The sequence below is a fragment of the Lacibacter sp. genome, from assembly GCF_057361365.1.
The window spans coordinates 99,318-118,304 of the sequence record NZ_JBMQSG010000003.1; the positions used below are offsets into that span (position 1 = coordinate 99,318).

At 39.8% G+C, this 18,987-nt stretch carries 20 protein-coding genes; 11 read left to right on the forward strand and 9 right to left on the reverse strand.

Translation table 11 applies throughout. The features are described from left to right. The first annotated feature begins 41 nt into the window (after nt 1-41). From ACO1QW_RS01600 to ACO1QW_RS01625, 6 genes are all read left to right on the forward strand, one after another. Nucleotides 42-884 carry an MlaE family ABC transporter permease gene (locus ACO1QW_RS01600; RefSeq protein ID WP_486255067.1) on the forward strand — a complete coding sequence of 281 codons (843 nt, stop codon included), beginning with the start codon at nt 42-44 and terminating at the stop codon, nt 882-884. Further along, nucleotides 881-1,669 (forward strand): ABC transporter ATP-binding protein, encoded by a 789-nt coding sequence (locus ACO1QW_RS01605; protein ID WP_486255068.1) that lies wholly within the window; start codon nt 881-883, stop codon nt 1,667-1,669. Before ACO1QW_RS01600 ends, ACO1QW_RS01605 begins: the two co-directional genes overlap by 4 nt. 17 nt (nt 1,670-1,686) lie before the next feature. Then, nucleotides 1,687-2,433 (forward strand): MlaD family protein, encoded by a 747-nt coding sequence (locus tag ACO1QW_RS01610; RefSeq protein ID WP_486255070.1) that lies wholly within the window; start codon nt 1,687-1,689, stop codon nt 2,431-2,433. 46 nt (nt 2,434-2,479) lie between these two features. Continuing rightward, nucleotides 2,480-2,926 (forward strand): hypothetical protein, encoded by a 447-nt coding sequence (locus ACO1QW_RS01615; protein WP_486255072.1) that lies wholly within the window; start codon nt 2,480-2,482, stop codon nt 2,924-2,926. 169 nt (nt 2,927-3,095) lie between these two features. Continuing rightward, a complete protein-coding gene (locus ACO1QW_RS01620) occupies nt 3,096-4,553 on the forward strand; it encodes an OmpA family protein (protein ID WP_486255074.1) in 1,458 nt (485 codons plus the stop codon). A gap of 266 nt (nt 4,554-4,819) precedes the next feature. Continuing rightward, nucleotides 4,820-6,277 carry a T9SS type A sorting domain-containing protein gene (locus ACO1QW_RS01625; protein WP_486255076.1) on the forward strand — a complete coding sequence of 486 codons (1,458 nt, stop codon included), beginning with the start codon at nt 4,820-4,822 and terminating at the stop codon, nt 6,275-6,277. A gap of 146 nt (nt 6,278-6,423) precedes the next feature. Here ACO1QW_RS01625 and ACO1QW_RS01630 read toward each other — a convergent pair whose 3' ends face one another. Together ACO1QW_RS01630 and ACO1QW_RS01635 are read right to left on the reverse strand one after the other, a co-directional pair. Further along, the gene (locus ACO1QW_RS01630; RefSeq protein ID WP_486255077.1) at nt 6,424-6,744 is read right to left on the reverse strand and encodes a hypothetical protein; all 321 of its coding nucleotides are present in this window, start codon (nt 6,742-6,744) and stop codon (nt 6,424-6,426) included. Nucleotides 6,745-6,781: 37 nt separating this feature from the next. After that, nucleotides 6,782-7,342 carry a helix-turn-helix domain-containing protein gene (locus tag ACO1QW_RS01635; RefSeq protein ID WP_486255079.1) on the reverse strand — a complete coding sequence of 187 codons (561 nt, stop codon included), beginning with the start codon at nt 7,340-7,342 and terminating at the stop codon, nt 6,782-6,784. A gap of 234 nt (nt 7,343-7,576) precedes the next feature. Here ACO1QW_RS01635 and ACO1QW_RS01640 point away from each other — a divergent pair, with 234 nt between their 5' ends. After that, nucleotides 7,577-7,762, forward strand: a complete 186-nt coding sequence (locus tag ACO1QW_RS01640) for a Thivi_2564 family membrane protein (protein ID WP_486255081.1) — start codon at nt 7,577-7,579, stop codon at nt 7,760-7,762. Nucleotides 7,763-7,864: 102 nt separating this feature from the next. On the opposite strand, the gene ACO1QW_RS01645 is transcribed toward ACO1QW_RS01640, so the two are convergent. The 6 genes from ACO1QW_RS01645 to ACO1QW_RS01670 form a co-directional block, all read right to left on the reverse strand. Continuing rightward, entirely contained in the window at nt 7,865-9,874 is a 2,010-nt protein-coding gene (locus ACO1QW_RS01645) for an alpha-ketoacid dehydrogenase subunit alpha/beta (protein WP_486255082.1), read from the reverse strand. A gap of 143 nt (nt 9,875-10,017) precedes the next feature. After that, entirely contained in the window at nt 10,018-10,629 is a 612-nt protein-coding gene (locus ACO1QW_RS01650) for a fumarylacetoacetate hydrolase family protein (protein ID WP_486255084.1), read from the reverse strand. A 122-nt stretch (nt 10,630-10,751) separates the two neighbouring features. After that, nucleotides 10,752-11,327, reverse strand: coding sequence for an aminoacyl-tRNA hydrolase (gene pth / locus ACO1QW_RS01655; RefSeq protein ID WP_486255086.1), 576 nt, complete (start codon nt 11,325-11,327; stop codon nt 10,752-10,754). Between the two features lie 163 nt (nt 11,328-11,490). Then, nucleotides 11,491-12,069: a 50S ribosomal protein L25 gene (locus tag ACO1QW_RS01660; RefSeq protein WP_486255088.1), complete on the reverse strand. Its 579-nt coding sequence runs from the start codon at nt 12,067-12,069 to the stop codon at nt 11,491-11,493. Nucleotides 12,070-12,103: 34 nt separating this feature from the next. Next, complete coding sequence (locus ACO1QW_RS01665; protein ID WP_486255090.1) at nt 12,104-13,054, reverse strand: ribose-phosphate pyrophosphokinase; 951 nt, start codon at nt 13,052-13,054, stop codon at nt 12,104-12,106. A 193-nt stretch (nt 13,055-13,247) separates the two neighbouring features. After that, on the reverse strand, nt 13,248-13,463 hold the full coding sequence (locus ACO1QW_RS01670) for a hypothetical protein (RefSeq protein ID WP_486255092.1): 216 nt from the start codon (nt 13,461-13,463) through the stop codon (nt 13,248-13,250). A gap of 57 nt (nt 13,464-13,520) precedes the next feature. Between ACO1QW_RS01670 and radC the strand changes: the two genes are divergently transcribed. After that, nucleotides 13,521-14,210 (forward strand): RadC family protein, encoded by a 690-nt coding sequence (radC, locus tag ACO1QW_RS01675; RefSeq protein ID WP_486255094.1) that lies wholly within the window; start codon nt 13,521-13,523, stop codon nt 14,208-14,210. Between the two features lie 58 nt (nt 14,211-14,268). On the opposite strand, the gene ACO1QW_RS01680 is transcribed toward radC, so the two are convergent. After that, nucleotides 14,269-14,700, reverse strand: a complete 432-nt coding sequence (locus ACO1QW_RS01680) for a single-stranded DNA-binding protein (RefSeq protein WP_486255096.1) — start codon at nt 14,698-14,700, stop codon at nt 14,269-14,271. A 213-nt stretch (nt 14,701-14,913) separates the two neighbouring features. Here ACO1QW_RS01680 and mnmA point away from each other — a divergent pair, with 213 nt between their 5' ends. From mnmA to ACO1QW_RS01695, 3 genes are all read left to right on the forward strand, one after another. Then, the gene (gene mnmA, locus ACO1QW_RS01685; protein WP_486255098.1) at nt 14,914-16,029 is read left to right on the forward strand and encodes a tRNA 2-thiouridine(34) synthase MnmA; all 1,116 of its coding nucleotides are present in this window, start codon (nt 14,914-14,916) and stop codon (nt 16,027-16,029) included. 123 nt (nt 16,030-16,152) lie between these two features. Then, nucleotides 16,153-16,965, forward strand: a complete 813-nt coding sequence (locus tag ACO1QW_RS01690; RefSeq protein WP_486255099.1) for a hypothetical protein — start codon at nt 16,153-16,155, stop codon at nt 16,963-16,965. Between the two features lie 17 nt (nt 16,966-16,982). After that, nucleotides 16,983-18,974 carry a S8 family serine peptidase gene (locus ACO1QW_RS01695; RefSeq protein WP_486255101.1) on the forward strand — a complete coding sequence of 664 codons (1,992 nt, stop codon included), beginning with the start codon at nt 16,983-16,985 and terminating at the stop codon, nt 18,972-18,974. Nucleotides 18,975-18,987 lie beyond the last annotated feature (13 nt).

The window sequence follows — 18,987 nt, forward strand, 5'->3', positions numbered from 1 at the left end:
CGGAATTTGCATGAATTATATCGATTAATCAATAAATAAAAATGGCTTCATTTAAAGCTGCAGATAAATTAAAAACGATCGCCAGCAGGCAAAGCACGCTTGTGAGTGAAAAGGCCATTGCCAGCACAAAAGAGGCAGGCAACTTCCTAACAGACATCGCTGATTTTTTTCTATTTATAGCATTAACCGTTAAAGAAATATTTACCGGCGGCTTTGAATTCAGGGAATTTCTGCGTCAATGCTACATTGTTGGTTATAAATCATTACCGCTTATTTCCATTACTGGAGCTATTGTTGGTTTGGTTCTTACGATTCAATCAAGACCGGTATTGGTCGATTTTGGTGCAGTTACATTGCTGCCAAGTATGGTAAGTCTGTCCCTCATCAGGGAAATGGGACCTGTTATTACTGCACTTATCTGTGCGGGGAAAATTTCATCGGGGATGGGAGCAGAATTAGGTTCCATGAAAGTAACAGAACAAATTGATGCCATGGAAGTTTCATCTATAAACCCTGTGAAATACCTGGTAGTTACAAGAGTATTGGCTGCAATGATCATGATCCCTTTACTTACCATTTATGCTGATGCATGTGGCATTGCCGGAAGTTGGGTTGGTGCAAATATTAAAGGTGATGTATCAATTGTTTTATTCTTTTCCCAGGCTTTTGCTCCAGTTGAAATGATTGATGTACTTCCTGCAGTAATTAAAACTTTTTTCTTTGGTGCAGTAATTGGCTTAGTAGGTTGTTATAAAGGATACAATGCCAGTAGTGGTACGCAAAGCGTTGGCAATGCAGCTACATCAGCAGTGGTTCTCGCTTCCTTATTGGTATTTATTGTTGACATGATTGCTGTACAAATAACAGATCTTCTTATCTCATGAATAATAATATAACAGCACTGGAAGAAACGCAAACCTTCACAACAACAAAAGTGGAGCATCCGGTTATTACTGTGAGCCACTTGAAAAAATCATTTGGCCACCAGGAGATTTTGAAAGATGTATCGTTGCAATTAGGTCTTGGTGAAAATCTTGTGGTGCTGGGTAAGTCAGGCTCCGGTAAATCTGTATTAATAAAATGCCTGGTTGGACTATTGCGACCTGATAGTGGAAGTATTAATATTCTTGACCAGGATGTAACCAGTTTGCAACGAAAAGATTTAAATCAATTAAGACAAAAAATTGGCTTCCTGTTCCAGGGAAGTGCTTTATACGATTCAATGACAGTTAAACAAAACATTGAATTCCCATTACGACGGATAAAAAAAGGATTGACAGAAAAAGAAATTGCAGCAAAGGTGCATGAAGTGCTGGAGAATGTTGCGTTGGTAGATGCATTGCATAAAATGCCCGCAGATCTTTCGGGTGGGATGCGCAAACGTATTAGTCTTGCACGCACCATTGCTGTTGATCCACAAATTATGTTGTATGATGAACCAACAACAGGACTTGATCCGATTACTTCAGATGAGATCAGTGAACTGATTATGGATGTGCAGAAAAAATATAAAACATCATCCATCATTATTACACACGACATTAAGTGCGCTCTCTATACAGCAAACCGTATGGTGATGATAAAAGATGGCACTGTTTTTAAGGAAGGTAAACCAGAAGAGTTTGTTCAATCAACCGATGAATTTATTCGCTCGTTTTCTTTCCAGTAGAAGAAAAATAAATTACTATGGATACAACATCGCAATCTTATAAAATAAAACTGGGTTTATTTATCCTGGGCGGCATCGCTTTGCTGGCCGTGGTATTATTTATCATCGGTAAAAAAAACAATCTCTTCACACCAGTCTTTACACTTTCTGCTGCGTTTAATAATGTAAGTGGTTTGCAGGCAGGTAATAATATCCGTTTTTCAGGTATTACAATTGGCACGGTTGATGATATTACCATCGTTAATGATTCCACAGTGAGAGTGAAGATGTCGATCAGGCAAAATGTAAAAAAATTTATTAAAGCAGATAGTAAAGCAGTTATCGCATCGGATGGATTTATTGGAGACAAGCTGGTTATCATTTCACAAGGCAGCGGCGATGCCCCGGTTGTAAAAGAGCACCAGGTACTGGAATCGGAAGAACCGGTTGAAACAGGGGAAATAATTGCCAGTTTGCAGGTAAGTGCTGCTAATGCGGAAGTTATTACCGATCAACTAGCAGAAGTTGTAACGAAAGTAAACAATGGTAACGGCACATTGGGAAGGTTGATACAAGATCCTACGCTTGCAAACAACCTGAGTGCAACAATGCAAAACATGAAGACAAGCAGTAAAGGTTTGTCGGAAAATATGGAAGCAGCTAAACAAAGTATTTTATTGAGAGGCTATTTCAACAGGAAGAAAAAAGCAGCAGAGAAAAAAGCTGAAGCTGATAAAAAAGCTGCTGAAAAGAAAGCAAAAGAAGAGAAAAATAAAGATCAGTAATTTATTTATACATAAACGCTAGTTTATTCACCAAAAAACAAACACAATGAAAAAAATCGCTTATTTATTTTCGACGATTATGCTAACCGGAAGTATAACGATGCTCAGTTGTAACAATTCTACTGATAATACAACTGACAATGATGACAAAAAAGACACCGTTGTTATTGAAGACAAAGATAAAACCGTAAACGAACGAGTAGCAACCGCTGAGGAGTGGGCAGCGTTCAAAACGGAAACCGAGCAAAAAATTGATGCTAATGAAAAGCGTATAGCGGAGTTGCGAGATAAAAGAAAAAAATCTGGCAAAGTAATGGACAAAGTTTACGAAGAACGTATTGAAGCTCTCCAGGAACGTAATAGAAATCTTCGTTTAAAAATTACTAATTACGAAACAAATAAAACCGATTGGGATAAGTTTAAAGAAGAAGTAAATCACGACTTAGATGAATTGGGTAAAGCTATCGGTGATATTTTTAAAGATAATGAATGATTTTGATGGTCAATTGGAAGTGGATTAGGCGGGATGAATGTCCCGCTTTTTTTATGCATTGTATTCAAGGTATTTTATTTGATGTGTGAATCTTATAACGTATCTCCATAGTTATATAATGCTTAAAATAAAATACAATTCCAACTTTGTATTACTAATCTTAAACAACATGAAAAAACAACTAATGCTTTGTGCGTTTTTAATTATTGCGCACATAGCCTCTGCACAAACAATTGATAAGAAATGGAATCTCGGTTTACACTTCGGCGCAAGCCAATACAGAGGTGATCTTGGTAGTGATTTTTATAAAACCGATATGGCTTTTTATGGCTTTGGTGGCTTATCACTCTCCAGGTATTTAGGATCACATATCGATCTTAATCTCACAGCAACAAAAGGAAAAGTTGGATTCAATCGCCCAGCAGGACGTTTTTTAAGCGATGTAAGTACAGCAACAATTAACCTGCGCCTGCATTTATTGAAATCAACTGCAGCAGTTCGCCCTTACATATTTGGTGGCTGGGGCGGAATTCTTTTCGACAAAGGTTTAGAAGTTACTCCACGCAATCTTGATTTTGCAAATCCTTCTACTGGAGCCGGTATTAATTTCAGGTTAGGACCTGTAGTAAATTTAAATATTCAGGAAACATTTTTGTTTTCTAACAGGGATCACCGTGATAGAGTTACAGCAGGAGGCAATAATGATAAATATCTTTTTCATTCTGCAGGACTCACGTTCAATTTCGGTAAGAAAAAAGATGAAGACAATGATGGCGTAGCCGACAGGTTAGATAAATGTCCTAACACTCCTGCAATGGTAACTGTTGATAAAGATGGTTGCCCTGTTGATACAGATGCTGATGGTGTGGCTAATTATCTTGACAAATGTCCTGACATTGCTGGAACAGTTGCATTAGAAGGTTGCCCCGATAAAGATGCTGATGGTATAACCGATGCAAGCGATCGTTGCCCCGATGTTGCAGGACCAGCGGCATTGAAAGGTTGTCCTGATACGGATGGCGACGGTGTTGTGGATATAGATGATAAATGTCCTGATACAAAAGCGGGTTATAAAGTAAATGAAACAGGTTGTGCATTGGATAACGACAAGGATGGTATTGTTAATGAAGAAGATCGTTGTCCCGATGAAGCAGGTATAGCAAGTTTGAAAGGCTGTGCCGATACCGATGGTGATGGTGTTGCAAATATAGACGACCGTTGTCCAGCAGTTAAAGGTACACTTGCAAATAAAGGTTGCCCTGAAATTGCGCCTGAAGTTTTACAACAGATTACAAATATTGCCAGCAAGATATTTTTTGAAACAAACAGTGATGTGTTGAAAGTTGCATCTACACATGAGCTTGATGAATTGGCAACCATCCTTCGCAATCACGAAAATTCAATTCTTACCATTGAAGGGCATACAGATAGCAGAGGCACTGATGAATACAATATGACCCTCTCGCAAAAAAGAGCGAATGCAGTTAGAGCTTATTTAATTCAAAAAGGCATTGCGGAAAGTCGGTTAAAAGCAATAGGGTACGGTGAAACAACTCCTATAGCCGATAACAATACTAAGACAGGGATGGCTAAAAACCGAAGAGTTGAATTAAAGACATCGTACTAACTTTTTTTACAAAGTACATTGGTTTTAGAGGTATACACGGGGGCTGTTTTTACAGCTCCTATTTTTTTGTGTATTGCTTAAAAAATAGGTGTGAATTTTATAAATTTTACATTGCTAACTATAACAAAAAAGAGCGCCCAGTTTAGCAACTTTGTATCAGAGAATTCAATACCTACCTAACCTATACTTCCTCCGTTAGATGTATAAGCTGAAGACCTCCCTTTCCATTGTGAAATTTTTATTCTTCAACTTAAATCATTTAACACATGAAAACACGCTTACTCTATTTCGTTTTTGCATTTACAGTTTCTATTTTCAGTAAAAGCAGCCTCGCACAATGTTCGGTTTCCGACATTTATATTCAAAACACAAAGCTCGTTGGTGGAACAGGCACCAGTTGTACAGTGAAGTTTGATATTACGTTTAATATCGAAGACAATAACGGTAATAAATATATATTCATTCACGCCTGGACACAGGAAGCCTATCCAAATTATTTCAAATGCGAAAATGGCAAAACCACTATTAGCGGATCTGTTGCAGCACCTAAAAGCACAGACCTTACAGGTTCATTTATTAATATTGGATTAAATAATGACGGCGCCACACCCACTTTAATTACTTCTTACCCACCCGATGCTTCGGTAGCTATGGCATCGATCGATAGTGCCAGCAAAGAAGTACTAGCTGATGGTTCTGCCAACATTACCTTGTATGGCGTTGTTACTACATTACCAGTAAGCTGTACTACGCCTGTAGTAATTGTTGCCGATCTTTGGTCGAGCCAATCAGCTAATGCTCAACGTGTACATTGTGTTAATTGCGGCATTCGCTCTTCAACCGGTTATTTATCCGCATTTGGTTTTGTTGCATGTGGTGCCAATGCTTACACGGGAGTTTTCACCAACAATACAACATCAACTATCAATGGATATTACCAGGTATACGCTGATGTTAATAATGATGGTTACTTTATTCCTGCAACTGATACATTGCTACAAACAAATACAACTTTCAGCATTGCAGGAAGTGGAACCTACTCTGTTAACGGACCTATCCCTGCAGAAAATACTTCACAAAATGTTTTTGTTCTTGTAACACAAACAACAGGTGCCGCTGCTGATGCATCGAGAGTTTTCTTGTTCCCTGCAGCCGTATGCGGACCATTACCAGTGAGCTTCATTTCATTTGATGTAAACCGCACCAGCAGAACAGATGTATCACTGAAGTGGGAAACTGCAACTGAACAAAATAACAGGGGCTTTATATTACAACGTAAAACTGCAAATAGCGGATGGGAACAGGTTGCATTTGTTCCTTCGCAGGCAGCAGATGGTAACAGTAGTGCAAGAACCAGTTATTCATTTACCGATCAGAATAGTAACAAGGGAATGACTCAATACCGCATTCAACAAGTAGATTTTGATGGAAAAACCAATATAAGCAACATCAGGGTTGTGCGTGGCGATGGTCAACAGGATAAGATGATCATCTATCCTAATCCAAGTTCAACCGGACGTGTTATGATCGTATTCAGTGAAAACAAATCTGTAAGAGATATTGTTCTCGTTGACATGCAGGGTAAACTTGTAAAGCAATGGAAAGGAGTAATGGATAACAACCTGGAAGTTGCCAACCTGAAAGCAGGAGTTTACTTACTGAATGTTACCAACAGGGAAAGTGGTGAAAAGACGAGCACTAAAATTGTGGTTTCAAATTATTGAGAACAGGTACTGATGATTCTGTTTCCAATTGAAAGGGTTCCAACCGGAACCCTTTTTTATTTGCTGTAACGATGCCGACCGACACAGAAAAACCCTGCAGTAAAATTGCAGGGTTTTATATTTAAAGCTTGTAAGAAAGTTTGCTCTTATACTTTTTCGGGGGCAGACATTTTATACACATGTGTATGCATGCACATTTCCTTTTCATATTCATTGATCGTGTGCAGTACCTTCAGTTTTTCATTGATCAGTAACTGCAGTGATCGGTTGAAGCCATTTTTTTCTGCTTCATGCAAAGCCAGTTCATATTGTTTAATTGCAGCTTCAAACCTGCCCGTATTTTCTTCTTTCAAAGCAGTTTTAAATAACGATACAACCCTGTGCTTATTATTTTCGACAAGGTATCGTATGATGAGAAAGATTACTGAGGCAGGAACAAGCAGTAAAAGACTATAGTAACTTGTCATAAAAAAAAATTTACAATAATTTGGGCGTTGGTAATTTTTACACTTCTTCCAATAACATTCTGCGTTTCACTTTCAGCTGTTTAAAGCATGATGGCGTGAAGCCGGTAACTTTTTTAAACTGCGCAGAAAGATGTGCTACACTGCTATAATGCATGAGATAAGCAATTTCGGTAAGGTTTAATTCATTGTACAACAGCAATTCCTTTACCCGTTCTATTTTATGGGCAATAATAAATTTCTCAATTGTGGTGCCCTGCACTTCGGAGAAGAGATTTGCCATGTAAGTATAATCGTGATTCAATCGTTCACTCAAATACACCGAAAAATTAACTACCAATGGCTGATCGGCATGGTGAACCAATTCAACAATTACATTTTTGATACGCTGTATCAATACATTTCTTTTATCGTCAATCAACTCAAGTCCAAACTTCATGAGTCCATCCGCCAGCTGAGCCCGAAGTTGACCGGTGACTGGCTCAACAATTCCTACTTCTCCCAATTCTACCGATGTATAGTCAATTCCCAACCTGGTTAACTCTTCTTTCACTACCATTATACAACGGATGCAAACCATATTTTTAATGTACAGCTTCATATCTCCTCAATTAATAAGTTTTCACAATTCATTAATGCATATACCAAGCCACTTGCACCTGACTGATTTTTAGCCGTAAAAAAAATCGGCTTAGTTTTTGAGAAAGCGGGCTATTTGCTTATTCTGCTGCGAGTATTCCACAAATGTGTGAATTATGTAACGTTTACCGGTACAAGTTGTAACGTAGATAAAGGTGAATTGAAGCAACTTTAAGTACTTATAAAAACATACACTATGTCGTTAGTAACTATTGTAATTGTATTGATCGTTGTCGGAGTCCTTTTGTGGTTGATAAATGCTTATATACCAATGGACCGTAAGATCAAAAACATCTTGAATATTGTTGTGGTAATTGGCGTTGTTATTTGGCTGCTAAGGGCCTTTGGCGTGTTAGGGGCTGCAGGCAACGTTAATGTTTAACGGGCAACTAAATAATTGCCGTTATTTTTAAGTTATAACCTATTTATTTGTAGGTGAGTTAGTAATTGATAGCTACTGCTTAACGGCAGTAGCTATTTTATGTTAAGCATTAAACAATTTCCATAACTCGTCTCTCACTTTTGATGCATTGGGCAACATCGCTTCTTCTAATCCCATGTTCATGGGGACGGCAGGTAAGTTTAATGCACCTAAAACTTCAACCGGCACATCGAGCCACTGAAAACAATTATAGGTGATGCGATACGCTAGTGCCTCTGCAAAGGAATTATTTTGTTGTTCCTCGGTAAGCACTAAACACTTCCCATGTCTTTTTACTGTAGAAAAAATCAACTCTTCATCCAGCGGAAATAATGTACGCAGATCTATAATTTCAACAGCTCCGTCAAAGTGTTTTGCAGCCGCCATAGCCCAGTACACACCCATGCCATAGGTAATAATACAACATGTCTCGCCTTCATCAATTAAGTCATCATCGGCTTGCATTACTACCCTGCCCTTTCCGAGTGGGATGACATAATCAGCTGACGGTTCTATTGTTTTTGCCTCTTCAGTGCCTGGCACTTTACTCCAGTATAAACCTTTGTGCTCTAACATCACAACAGGATTGGGATCAAGAAATGCTGCTTTCATTAACCCTTTCATATCTGCTGCGGTAGAGGGATAAACTATTTTAATTCCTTTTATACTAAGCAATGTCGTTTCAATACTTCCACTGTGATAAGGACCGCCGCCGCCATAAGCACCAATAGGCACACGTATTAATGTCTGCACCGGAAATTTTCCGCAACTGAGGTACGATGATTTAGAAATTTCTGTGACAAGCTGATTCAGTCCGGGGTAGATGTAATCAGCAAACTGCACTTCAACAATTGGCTTGGCACCGACTGCACTCATTCCCACTGTTGATCCAATAATGTAGGCTTCCTGTATAGCTGTATTAAACACACGATGATCACCAAACTTTTCGGCCAGTGTTGCAGCTTCACGAAACACGCCACCTAATCTTCTTCCTACATCTTGCCCGTATAATAAAGCTTCCGGATATTCTTCCATCAGTTCACGTATAGCGAACAAGGCCGCATCCACCATCATGATCTTTTCTTTACCAACAGGCAAACGTTCTCCTTTTTCTTCTGTAATGGTAGTTGGAACAAATACATGATCTGATACTGTTGACGGATCGGGCTCTGCAGCAGCAACTGCTTTTTCAAAATCCTCTGCAACTGTTTGTTTTGCTTTATCAAATAGTTGTTGCAATCCATCTTCTGTTATTCCAGCTTGCAAGCAAAGTTGTTTCAGCTTTGGAAACGGATCATCTTTATAATGCTGATCAAGATCTTCTTTGCTCCTGTAAAATTCTTTGCGCACACCACTTGTGTGATGATTGAGCAAAGGCACATATGCCTGCACTAAATATGGTTGCTGATGTGTGCGCACATGATCAACAACATGCTGCATGGTTTCATATGCTTCATTAAAATCGCTTCCATCGCAACGGATGCGATGCATACCAGGAAAACCACCTGCATATTCATAGGCATCCATCACTCTTGCTTCATCTGCACTTACACTAATACCCCAGTTATTATCCTGCACTAAATAAACGATGGGTAATTTTTTGAGCACTGCAAATTGAAATGCTTCACTTACTTCTCCTTCGGTAATACTTGCATCGCCTAGTGAACAAACAACCACGGGCAATTGCCCATCGTTTGTTCTTGTAAACGATGCTGACTTTATTTTTTGTAAATATTGTAAGCCCTGTGCCGCACCGGTAGTAGGAATAACCTGCATGCCTGTTGCACTACTCTGATGTATAATGTTTGGCTTATCGCCATCTCTGTAATTTGGATGTGAATAGTATTCTCTTCCACCAGTAAACTCATCATCAGCTTTTGCAAGCAATTGTAGCATTAATTGATAAGGTTCGAAGCCAAGACCAAGCAACATGCTTTCATCCCGGTAATAAGGGCTCACCCAATCGGCTGATGTTAATTGAAATGCAGTTGCTAACTGAATAGCTTCGTGCCCACGTGAAGTCGAGTGAACATATTTACAAATGGAGCGGTTATTCTCATAGGTCTCAGCCATGTGTTGAGCATAACACATGAGCTTGTAAGCCTTCCGTAAAGTTTCCAGATTTATCATGCCAAGCAATAAAGCTGCAAAGTAAAGGAACTGGAACAAAAAAGCCATTCCCTGTGAGGAATGGCTCAATTATCATTTAGGTTTGTTTACTTAACTTCTACTTCAAGCAAACTGTCATCTTCAATAAAACCTTCCAATATATCGCCAACTACACATTCACCAACACCAACAGGAGTTCCTGTAAAAATCAAATCGCCAATGTTGAGTGAAAAGAATTGCGAAACATAAGAAACAATCTGGTCGAAAGTAAAAATCATCTGGCTGCTGTTTGCCTGCTGCACCATTTCCTTGTTTTTGTATAAACAGAAATTGATGTTGCCGAGATTCATGCCCGGTTTAATATCGATGAACTTGCCCACCGCTGCAGAGTTATCCCATGCCTTTGAAATTTCCCAGGGCAAACCTTTTTCTTTCAGTTGTTGCTGAAGATCACGGGCTGTAAAATCAATACCAACAGTGAACGCATTGTAATATTTGGAAGCATGACGGTCCTGTATGTATTTCCCGTTTTTGGAAACACGCAGTACTAGCTCAGCCTCGTAATGAAGTTCGTTGGTGAATTCGGGGTAATAGAAAGGCATGTGCGGTTGGAGAAATGCACTTTTCGGCTTGAGAAAGATCACTGGCTCATCCGGCACGTCATTGCCAAGTTCTTTGGCATGTTCAACGTAATTGCGTCCTACGCAAAAGATTTTCATCGGTTCGATGGTTTTGGTTCAGAATCAGGTTTATGAAAGGTCTTTAAAAGGACAAGGGATTTTAACGATACAGGACAGTATCAATAGAAATGTTAACGAAGATAGTATTTGAAAATTGAAAATTAAAGCGTTATCTCAATTTTGTTTGCATGATTCATGGTGCGTTCAATGCCGGTTAAAACGAAGCTTTCAATCACTTCAATCGTTGCATCAATCTTCTTTTTTACAACAGGTAATTCAGCTTCGCTCCACCTGCCCAAAACGAAATCGACCTGTCCGCCCTTGGGATAATTATTTCCAATTCCAAATCTTAAACGTGGGTAAACGTTTGTCTGCAAAATTTCCTGGATGCTTTTTAAACCGTTATGCCCGGCATCACTGCCACCGGGTCTTAACCTGATCTTACTTAACGGCAATGCCAGTTCATCAACAATTACTAATACATGTTCAAGAGCAATCTTTTCTTTATCCATCCAATATTTAACTGCCTTACCACTCAGGTTCATGTAAGTGGATGGCTCAATACATATCAATGTTTTTCCTTTCAGTTTAATTTCAGCTATTGCTGCAAGCCTGTCAACTTTAAATGTTGCATTGTGTTTTGCAGCTAATGCTTCCACCACATCAAAACCTATGTTATGACGGGTATGTGCATACTCGGCGCCAATATTTCCCAAACCAACGATTAAAAATTTCATGTGCTCATTGTTATTGTATTTTTAGCCACATAGTATGCCCATATTCACTTTAGTTGATTTGACTACTTATGGCATTTCATCTCAACAAATATCAATAAAGTTCATTCACTAAAATAAAAATCCCCCTCGTAAAAGGGGGATCCTATTTTGAACAACGTGGCTCTTATTTTTTAGGAGCTGCTGCTTCTTCTTGTTTCAACTGGCGTGTTAATACGATAGAAGCGATAGGAATACGTGGAGAGTTCAATACTTCCATGTTATCGGCTTTTACATCTTCAACACGAATGTTACCATTCAATTCAAGTGGGGTAAGGTCCACTTCAATTGCTTCCTTCAAATGCTTAGGAAGAGCTTTGATCTTAAGTGATTTGATTTTGGTAATTAACTTACCGCCATCTTTTACACCTTTTGCTGCACCTGTAAATTTCAAAGGAATAGTAGCAACAACTGTTTTGTCTTCTACCAATTCTAACAGATCAACGTGCGCTAATGCATCACTCACTTTGTCGAACTGCAGATCTTTCAAAATTGTTCTGTAGCTCTTGCCATCAATCTTTACTTCAGCAACCTGGAAATCGGGAGTGTAAACCAAAGATTTAAATGCTTTGGCAGGAGCGTAGAAATTAATTTCTTCTGAGCCTCCGTAAATTACACCAGGCACCATTTCCTGAGAGCGAAGTTGACGGGCGGCTTTCTTCCCGTTTTCGGTCCTCAAGTGACCCTCGATAGTAATTGTCTTCATTGTTTATCTAATTTAAAAATTTACTTTTCTTGGTTTATTTATCCCTGCGTTGTGCATGCATAAACAAACTGGTGATGCTCTTGTTTTCAAAAGCATTACGAAGTGCAACTGCAAACAAATCGGCAACACTTAATACCTTGATTTTTTTGCTTTCCTGTTTTAACGGAATGGTATCACACACTACCAATTCTTCCAGCACACTGTTTTCAATATTCTCGTATGCTTTACCGCTCAACACAGGATGTGTAATTAGTGCTCTTACACTTCTTGCACCCTTTTCTTTTAAAAGAGCTGCCGACTTTACTAGTGTACCGCCGGTATCGCAAATATCATCGATCAATACAATATCCCTGTCTGTTACATCTCCTATCACCACCATGCTTGCTATCTCGTTTGCACGCTTGCGATGTTTATCGCAAATCACCATTTCCACTTCAAAATAGCTGGCAATTTCCCTGATACGATTGGCACTACCTACGTCGGGGGCCGCAAAGGTAAGGTTTTCCAGCTTCAAACTCTCAATGTAAGGGATGAAAATTGACGATGATTCAAGGTGATCAACAGGTATATCAAAATAACCCTGAATCTGTGCGGCATGAAGATCCATTGTAATAACACGATCTGCACCGGCTGCCTCCAACATGTTGGCAATCAATTTTGAACCGATAGCTACCCTCGGTTTGTCTTTACGATCCTGGCGTGCATAACCGTAATAAGGAATAACCGGAATAACCTTGTAAGCCGATGCTCGTTTTGCGGCATCGATCATAAGCAATAACTCCAACAGGTTTTCAGCTGGTGAAAATGTGCCTTGCACAAGAAAAACAATGTCGCCCCGAATGCTTTCCTGGAACATGGGTTGAATTTCTCCATCGCTGAATTTTTGAGTAATACACTGACCTAGCGGAATACCGAATTTGGCTGCAATTTTCTCGGCAAGGTACTTCGATGCTGTGCCGGAAAATATCTTGGCAGAAGGGTTCATTGAACTATAGTTTGTAAAGGGGTGAAATGTGCGGCGAAGATAAGTGCTTCACTGAAACTTTGAATTAAACAATTCGCACCCATTTTCAACAAATAAAAAAGTCCCGCTTGCGGCGGAACTCGTGGGCGGTTGTCCAACTTTTGAAAATTTTAAAAGCTCCGCCCGGTTTCTTTATAGAGTAAATACTGCGCTGCTAATTAATTTGAACCAATGTCACAAGCTTCGGCTCCTCCTGTGTCGTAGCCTTCGCCTCAATTGCCGGTTGCAAGTTGCTATTTGTTTTTACTACATGCACACCCATTGATGCCACAAAAATGGATGAAAAGAGCAGGTTACCTAAAATGAGAAAAAGGAAAAAGCGTGAACGCAACGGCGTTCGTAACGATGATGATTCAGGGTTCAGGTGCATACATTGTTGGTTTATTCGGATGATTGGATAAGCGAATTTAAGATGGTATATTGGAACATGCAAGACACCAAAACAACAATTAAACAGTGGGCCATCGACGACAGACCCCGTGAAAAGCTCTTATTAAAGGGTGCAGAAGCACTTAGTAATTCCGAATTATTGGCCATTTTAATCGGCTCCGGTACTTCTAAAAAATCTGCAGTTGATGTGGCTAAAGAATTGTTAGCCAGATCAAAAGACGATATTAACGAACTTGCAAAACTCACTCTCAAGGAATTGATGAAGACCAACGGTATTGGTGAAGCGAGGGCTGTTACCATTGCCGCTGCAATGGAACTTGGCCGAAGGAGAAAAGCCGTAGAATCACTGAAAAAAAGCGTAAAAACGAGTGCCGATATTGCGGCATTTTTCCAGGCCCAGCTTCAGGATAAGCTGCACGAAGTGTTTGCTGTGGCCTACCTCAACCGTGCTAACAAGATCAATCATTTGGAAGTGATCAGCGAAGGTGGCATCACCGGAACCGTAGCCGATCCTCGTATAATTTTGAAGAAAGCTTTGGAGCATAATGCCGTGAATATTGTGCTTTGCCACAACCACCCCAGCGGCAGCTTAAAGCCCAGTCGTGCAGATGAAATGTTGACGAAAAAGATCAAGGAAGCTGCAGTATTATTAGATATGAATGTGATCGACCACATCATTGTAAGTGAAGATGGTTATTACAGCTTTGCCGATGAAGGCATATTATGATCTAAAAAAGAAAGCCTGCCTTGAAACAAGACAGGCTTTTATAAATAAACCTCTGAGATTAAAATGGAAGATCATCCGAATCGCCACCAATAGGTGCTTCATTCATTGGTTGTGAAGGAGCGTTGTATCCTCCGCCCTGTGGTTGAAAACCACCTCCGCCACCGCCTTCTGAAGAACGGCTTCCTAATAGTTGGATGCTTGATACACGAACCGATAATGCTGCACCACTTTTACCATCCTGTGTTTGGTAAGTGCGCACTTCCGGAGCGCCTTCAACATATACCTGAGTTCCTTTTTTCAAATAAGGGGCAATACCTGTGCGATCGCTCCAATAAGCACAATCGACCCAAATGGTTTTTTCACGCTGAGCGCCGGTACTGTCTTTAAATTTTTCTGTGTGAGCAACGGTGAAATTCATAACATTCTTTCCATTCACTGTGTTGGTAACACAATCCCTTCCCAGATTTCCAATTACCTGTAACTTGATCATAGCTTATTTTTTTAGACTTATTTTTTGTAGGAAGAGCAAAGTAGGGATTTTTTAAGCATAACTGAAAACATGTGTTCACATTTTCCCCAGAACTTTGCGCCGCCAATTATATGCGTTGTGCTGCAGTTCCCTCGCCAGCCATTTAAACCGGGCTTTTCCCGTAATTTTGCATCTTGCTTTTTTCGAAGCAGTGAATTAGAAATTTATTTTATCATGAGCCGTAAAGGAAAAGTTTTAGTAGCAATGAGTGGCGGTATCGATAGTACCGTTACGGCTCTCATGTTGCATCATGAGGGTTACGAAGTGGTTGGCATTACCATGAAAACATGGGATTATGCCAGCAGTGGAACAGGCACAAAGGGCAAGAAGGAAACGGGCTGTTGCAATCTTGATAGTTTTAATGATGCACGTGCAGCAGCAGTGCAGCATGGCTTCCCACATTATATTCTTGATATACGTGAAGAGTTTGGCGATTTTGTAATTGAGAATTTTGTAGATGAATATTTGAATGGTCGCACGCCTAACCCCTGCGTGCTTTGCAATACTCATATTAAGTGGCGGGCACTTCTAAAAAGGGCCGATGCTATGAACTGTGATTTTATTGCCACCGGTCATTATGCAAAAGTTCATCAACATGATAATGGTCGCTACTTCATCAGTAAAGGTGTGGATGAAACAAAAGACCAGAGTTATGTATTGTGGGGATTGCAGCAAGATCTTTTGCAACGCACTTTGCTTCCGTTAGGCGGTTACCGCAAAACAGAGATCAGGCAAATGGCTTTGGATTATGGCTATCCCGAACTGGCAAAAAAAGCGGAGAGTTATGAAATTTGTTTTGTTCCAGATAACGATTACCGTGGCTTCTTAAAACGTCGTGTGGAAGGATTGGAAGAAAGAGTAAACGGCGGAAACTTTGTTGACAAGACTGGAAAAATTCTTGGTCAGCATAAAGGTTATCCTTTTTATACTATTGGTCAACGTAAAGGGCTCGATATTACATTTGGCAAACCCGTGTTTGTAACAGAAATACTTCCTGAAACCAATACCGTTGTACTGGGCGATGAAGAAGATCTCAACAAACAGGAAATGCAGGTAGGCAAGATCAACATGCTGAAATACGACAGCATTACGCCGGGGATGGAAGCAATTACCAAGATCCGTTACAAGGACAAAGGAACACTCTCCAACCTTTATCCCAATGCCGACGGCACAGTAAATGTGCGGTTTTATGAAGAAGCCAAAGGCATAGCTCCCGGACAAAGTGCTGTGTTTTATGAAGGCGATGAAGTAATTGGTGGTGGTATAATTATGCGGAAACCCATTGTTTAAAACAATGATTTCAAAACATGTACGTTATAAGGTACGCTTTGCGTGCCTTTTTTGTGCAGCGTTGACAGGTGATTTTGAATCTTAAGAGCATGCGAACCCGAAATCATTAACTAACTTTAATTTATGAAATCCATAGGAATCCCTGCCGTCCTCTTACGTAAAACAGCCCTGCTTTCAAGCTGCCTATTTCTTCTTTTGAGCAGTTGCAAACGAACTGAAACACTTGAATCACTCACGCTTGATGAACTTGTTCCGCTGAAAGTTGGCAAATACATTACCTATCGTTTAGATTCATTGGTATTTACAAATGCAGGTAAAATAACCGAAACACATCGTTACCGTGTGCGTCATACGATCGACAGGCAATCAGTCGATAACCAAAACAGACCAACATGGATCGTGATTACACAAATCACCGATTCATTGGGTGTTGGTCCATGGGTACAAAACGGTACTTATACCATTACACAAGTTGATAAAAAATTAGAAGTTACCGAAAACAACCTGCGGGTGATAAAACTCAACCTGCCTACAATCCAGGACTTCACATGGAAAGGAAATACTTATTTGCCGGATCGCCCGTACAACCCTGAATTTCCAATAAGTATTGATGCCAATATGAGTTTGTGGGAGTTCAGATTTGAAACAGTAAATGAAAGTGAAATTATTGGTAGCAATCAGTTGAATGATGTAACAACGGTATTTCATATTGATGAATCAGAAAATGTTCCGATGAAGACAGATACTTCATTTGCTTCACGTGAACTATCAGTTGAGAAGTATGCAAAAAATGTTGGGCTGGTATTTCGTGAATTTCAACTTTGGGAAAATCAACCACGTCCAAGAACAACAGGCACACCTCCGAATATAATTACCACTTATGATCCTGTGCGTATTGGCTTTGGCGTAAAAATGTGGATGATCGATAAAAACTAAACTTATCTTTTCTTTTCATGAAGAGCACATGTTATTTTCTGTTCGTTCTTTTCTTACTGTGCATAGCAGTTGAAAGTTACGGACAGCGAACAAAGCATGTTGTTTTCTTTAAGGATAAAAATGAAACAACTTATCTTCTCTCCCAACCTTCCGCTTATTTGTCAGCCAGAGCTGTTGCAAGAAGAACAAGATATTCTATTACAATTGACAGTACCGATCTTCCTGTTATTGAGAAGTATGTTGACAGCGTTCGTTTAGCCGGCAATGTTACTATTCTGGGCCGCTTGCGCTGGATGAATGCAGTAGTAATTCAAACGAGTGACGCAGCTGCATTAAATAAGATCAACACTTTCCCTTTTGTAAAAAAGAGAGATAGCATTGCTTATCGAAAACCGAATACAATTCCGGTCCACAACAAATCATATAACGTCACCCCGTTTATTAATACCAACCAGCGAATACAACAGCCCTTCGCCGATTCATTGAATTATGGTAACTCAGCAACGCAAATCAAAATTCACAACGGCGAATTTCTTCACAATATTGGCGGGCAAGGCAAAGGGATGCAGATGGCTTTTTTAGATGGAGGTTTTTTCGGCTATCAAACCAATCCATTCTTTGATAGTGTGCGGAATCAAAACCGCATCCTTGCAACCCGTGATTTTGTGATGAATGAAATAAGTGTGAATGAAGATGACGGTCATGGTATGATGTGTTTTTCTATTGTTGCAGCAAATAAACCAGGCAGTCTTGTTGGTTCTGCTCCGTATGCATCATTCTATTTATTAAGAACAGAAGAAGTAGGACCAGAACAAATAATTGAAGAATATAATTGGGGATTGGGAGCTGAATATGCTGACAGTGCTGGTGTAGATGTGATTTCTTCATCTCTCGGTTATAGTACGTTTGATGATCCAGCTTACAATCATACCTATGCTGATATGAATGGCAATACAACAATTGTTACCCGTTATGCAGATCTTGCTGCGAAGAAGGGTATGCTTGTTGTAAATAGTGCAGGTAATGAAGGTAATAAAGCATGGAAATATATTGTTGCTCCGGCGGATGCAGACAGTGTATTAAGTGTTGGAGCAGTAAGCAGTACCGGAACCATTGCAAGCTTCTCCAGCTTTGGGCCAGCAAGTGATGGACAAATAAAACCTGATGTTGTTTCTGTTGGCCAGGGAACTTTTTTATCTACTACATCAGGAACAGTGGGCACAAACAGCGGCACTTCTTTTTCAGGACCTAATATGGCAGGGCTTGCAACCTGCCTATGGCAATTGTTTCCGGAATTTAATAGTTATAAGATCATTGAGACTTTACGTAAGAGTGCTGATCGATATAACACACCGCATGAACAATATGGTTACGGTTTACCTGATATGAAAAAAGCAGCTGGCTTATTATTGGCCGAACTGTCGAATATAAATGCTTCGCTTACAAATTGCAATGTTAATATTCAATGGAACAGTAAAGATATTTCGACGATGCAGTACATCGTGCAACGGAAGTTGCCTGGCGCAACAGGCTATACGAACATACAAACCATTGCAGCGAATGGTTCAACATTTTCTACTCAAAATTACCAGGCAACTGATGTTGCCACCGTTGCAGGTGTTACAGATTATAGAATTCTGCAAGTGATCGACACAAGCGCTACAAGTTTCAGAGCTTATGCAATTGATTCATCATCTATCACTGCTGGCGCCGCATGTAATACTACCGGCATCAACAATCCATCGATCATTAATAATATGCTGCAGTTGTTCCCCAATCCTGTTACTGATAATTTGCTGCAATTGAAATTTACTGAACAAAGCAGTAGACGATTTGTGTTAACAGTATATAATTCTTCAGGACAGTTATTATTAAGTGAACAATACATCAAACCAACTGGCGCTGTTACACATTCACTGCCCCTTAAGCATTTTGCAAAAGGCAGCTACCTTCTTGTTGTTATGCAAGATGGGCAGCGATATGCTGTTGAAGAATTCGTGAAGCAATAACAACTTTGTCTGC

Excerpts from the sequence above, each read along its gene's own strand:
- ACO1QW_RS01600 (WP_486255067.1), top strand. The coding sequence starts at position 42 with ATGGCTTCATTTAAAGCTGCAGATAAATTAAAAACGATCGCCAGCAGG.
- ACO1QW_RS01605 (WP_486255068.1), top strand. The coding sequence starts at position 881 with ATGAATAATAATATAACAGCACTGGAAGAAACGCAAACCTTCACAACA.
- ACO1QW_RS01610 (WP_486255070.1), top strand. The coding sequence starts at position 1,687 with ATGGATACAACATCGCAATCTTATAAAATAAAACTGGGTTTATTTATC.
- ACO1QW_RS01615 (WP_486255072.1), top strand. The coding sequence starts at position 2,480 with ATGAAAAAAATCGCTTATTTATTTTCGACGATTATGCTAACCGGAAGT.
- ACO1QW_RS01620 (WP_486255074.1), top strand. The coding sequence starts at position 3,096 with ATGAAAAAACAACTAATGCTTTGTGCGTTTTTAATTATTGCGCACATA.
- ACO1QW_RS01625 (WP_486255076.1), top strand. The coding sequence starts at position 4,820 with ATGAAAACACGCTTACTCTATTTCGTTTTTGCATTTACAGTTTCTATT.
- ACO1QW_RS01630 (WP_486255077.1), bottom strand. The coding sequence starts at position 6,744 with ATGACAAGTTACTATAGTCTTTTACTGCTTGTTCCTGCCTCAGTAATC.
- ACO1QW_RS01635 (WP_486255079.1), bottom strand. The coding sequence starts at position 7,342 with ATGAAGCTGTACATTAAAAATATGGTTTGCATCCGTTGTATAATGGTA.
- ACO1QW_RS01640 (WP_486255081.1), top strand. The coding sequence starts at position 7,577 with ATGTCGTTAGTAACTATTGTAATTGTATTGATCGTTGTCGGAGTCCTT.
- ACO1QW_RS01645 (WP_486255082.1), bottom strand. The coding sequence starts at position 9,874 with ATGGCTGAGACCTATGAGAATAACCGCTCCATTTGTAAATATGTTCAC.
- ACO1QW_RS01650 (WP_486255084.1), bottom strand. The coding sequence starts at position 10,629 with ATGAAAATCTTTTGCGTAGGACGCAATTACGTTGAACATGCCAAAGAA.
- pth (WP_486255086.1), bottom strand. The coding sequence starts at position 11,327 with ATGAAATTTTTAATCGTTGGTTTGGGAAATATTGGCGCCGAGTATGCA.
- ACO1QW_RS01660 (WP_486255088.1), bottom strand. The coding sequence starts at position 12,069 with ATGAAGACAATTACTATCGAGGGTCACTTGAGGACCGAAAACGGGAAG.
- ACO1QW_RS01665 (WP_486255090.1), bottom strand. The coding sequence starts at position 13,054 with ATGAACCCTTCTGCCAAGATATTTTCCGGCACAGCATCGAAGTACCTT.
- ACO1QW_RS01670 (WP_486255092.1), bottom strand. The coding sequence starts at position 13,463 with ATGCACCTGAACCCTGAATCATCATCGTTACGAACGCCGTTGCGTTCA.
- radC (WP_486255094.1), top strand. The coding sequence starts at position 13,521 with ATGCAAGACACCAAAACAACAATTAAACAGTGGGCCATCGACGACAGA.
- ACO1QW_RS01680 (WP_486255096.1), bottom strand. The coding sequence starts at position 14,700 with ATGATCAAGTTACAGGTAATTGGAAATCTGGGAAGGGATTGTGTTACC.
- mnmA (WP_486255098.1), top strand. The coding sequence starts at position 14,914 with ATGAGCCGTAAAGGAAAAGTTTTAGTAGCAATGAGTGGCGGTATCGAT.
- ACO1QW_RS01690 (WP_486255099.1), top strand. The coding sequence starts at position 16,153 with ATGAAATCCATAGGAATCCCTGCCGTCCTCTTACGTAAAACAGCCCTG.
- ACO1QW_RS01695 (WP_486255101.1), top strand. The coding sequence starts at position 16,983 with ATGAAGAGCACATGTTATTTTCTGTTCGTTCTTTTCTTACTGTGCATA.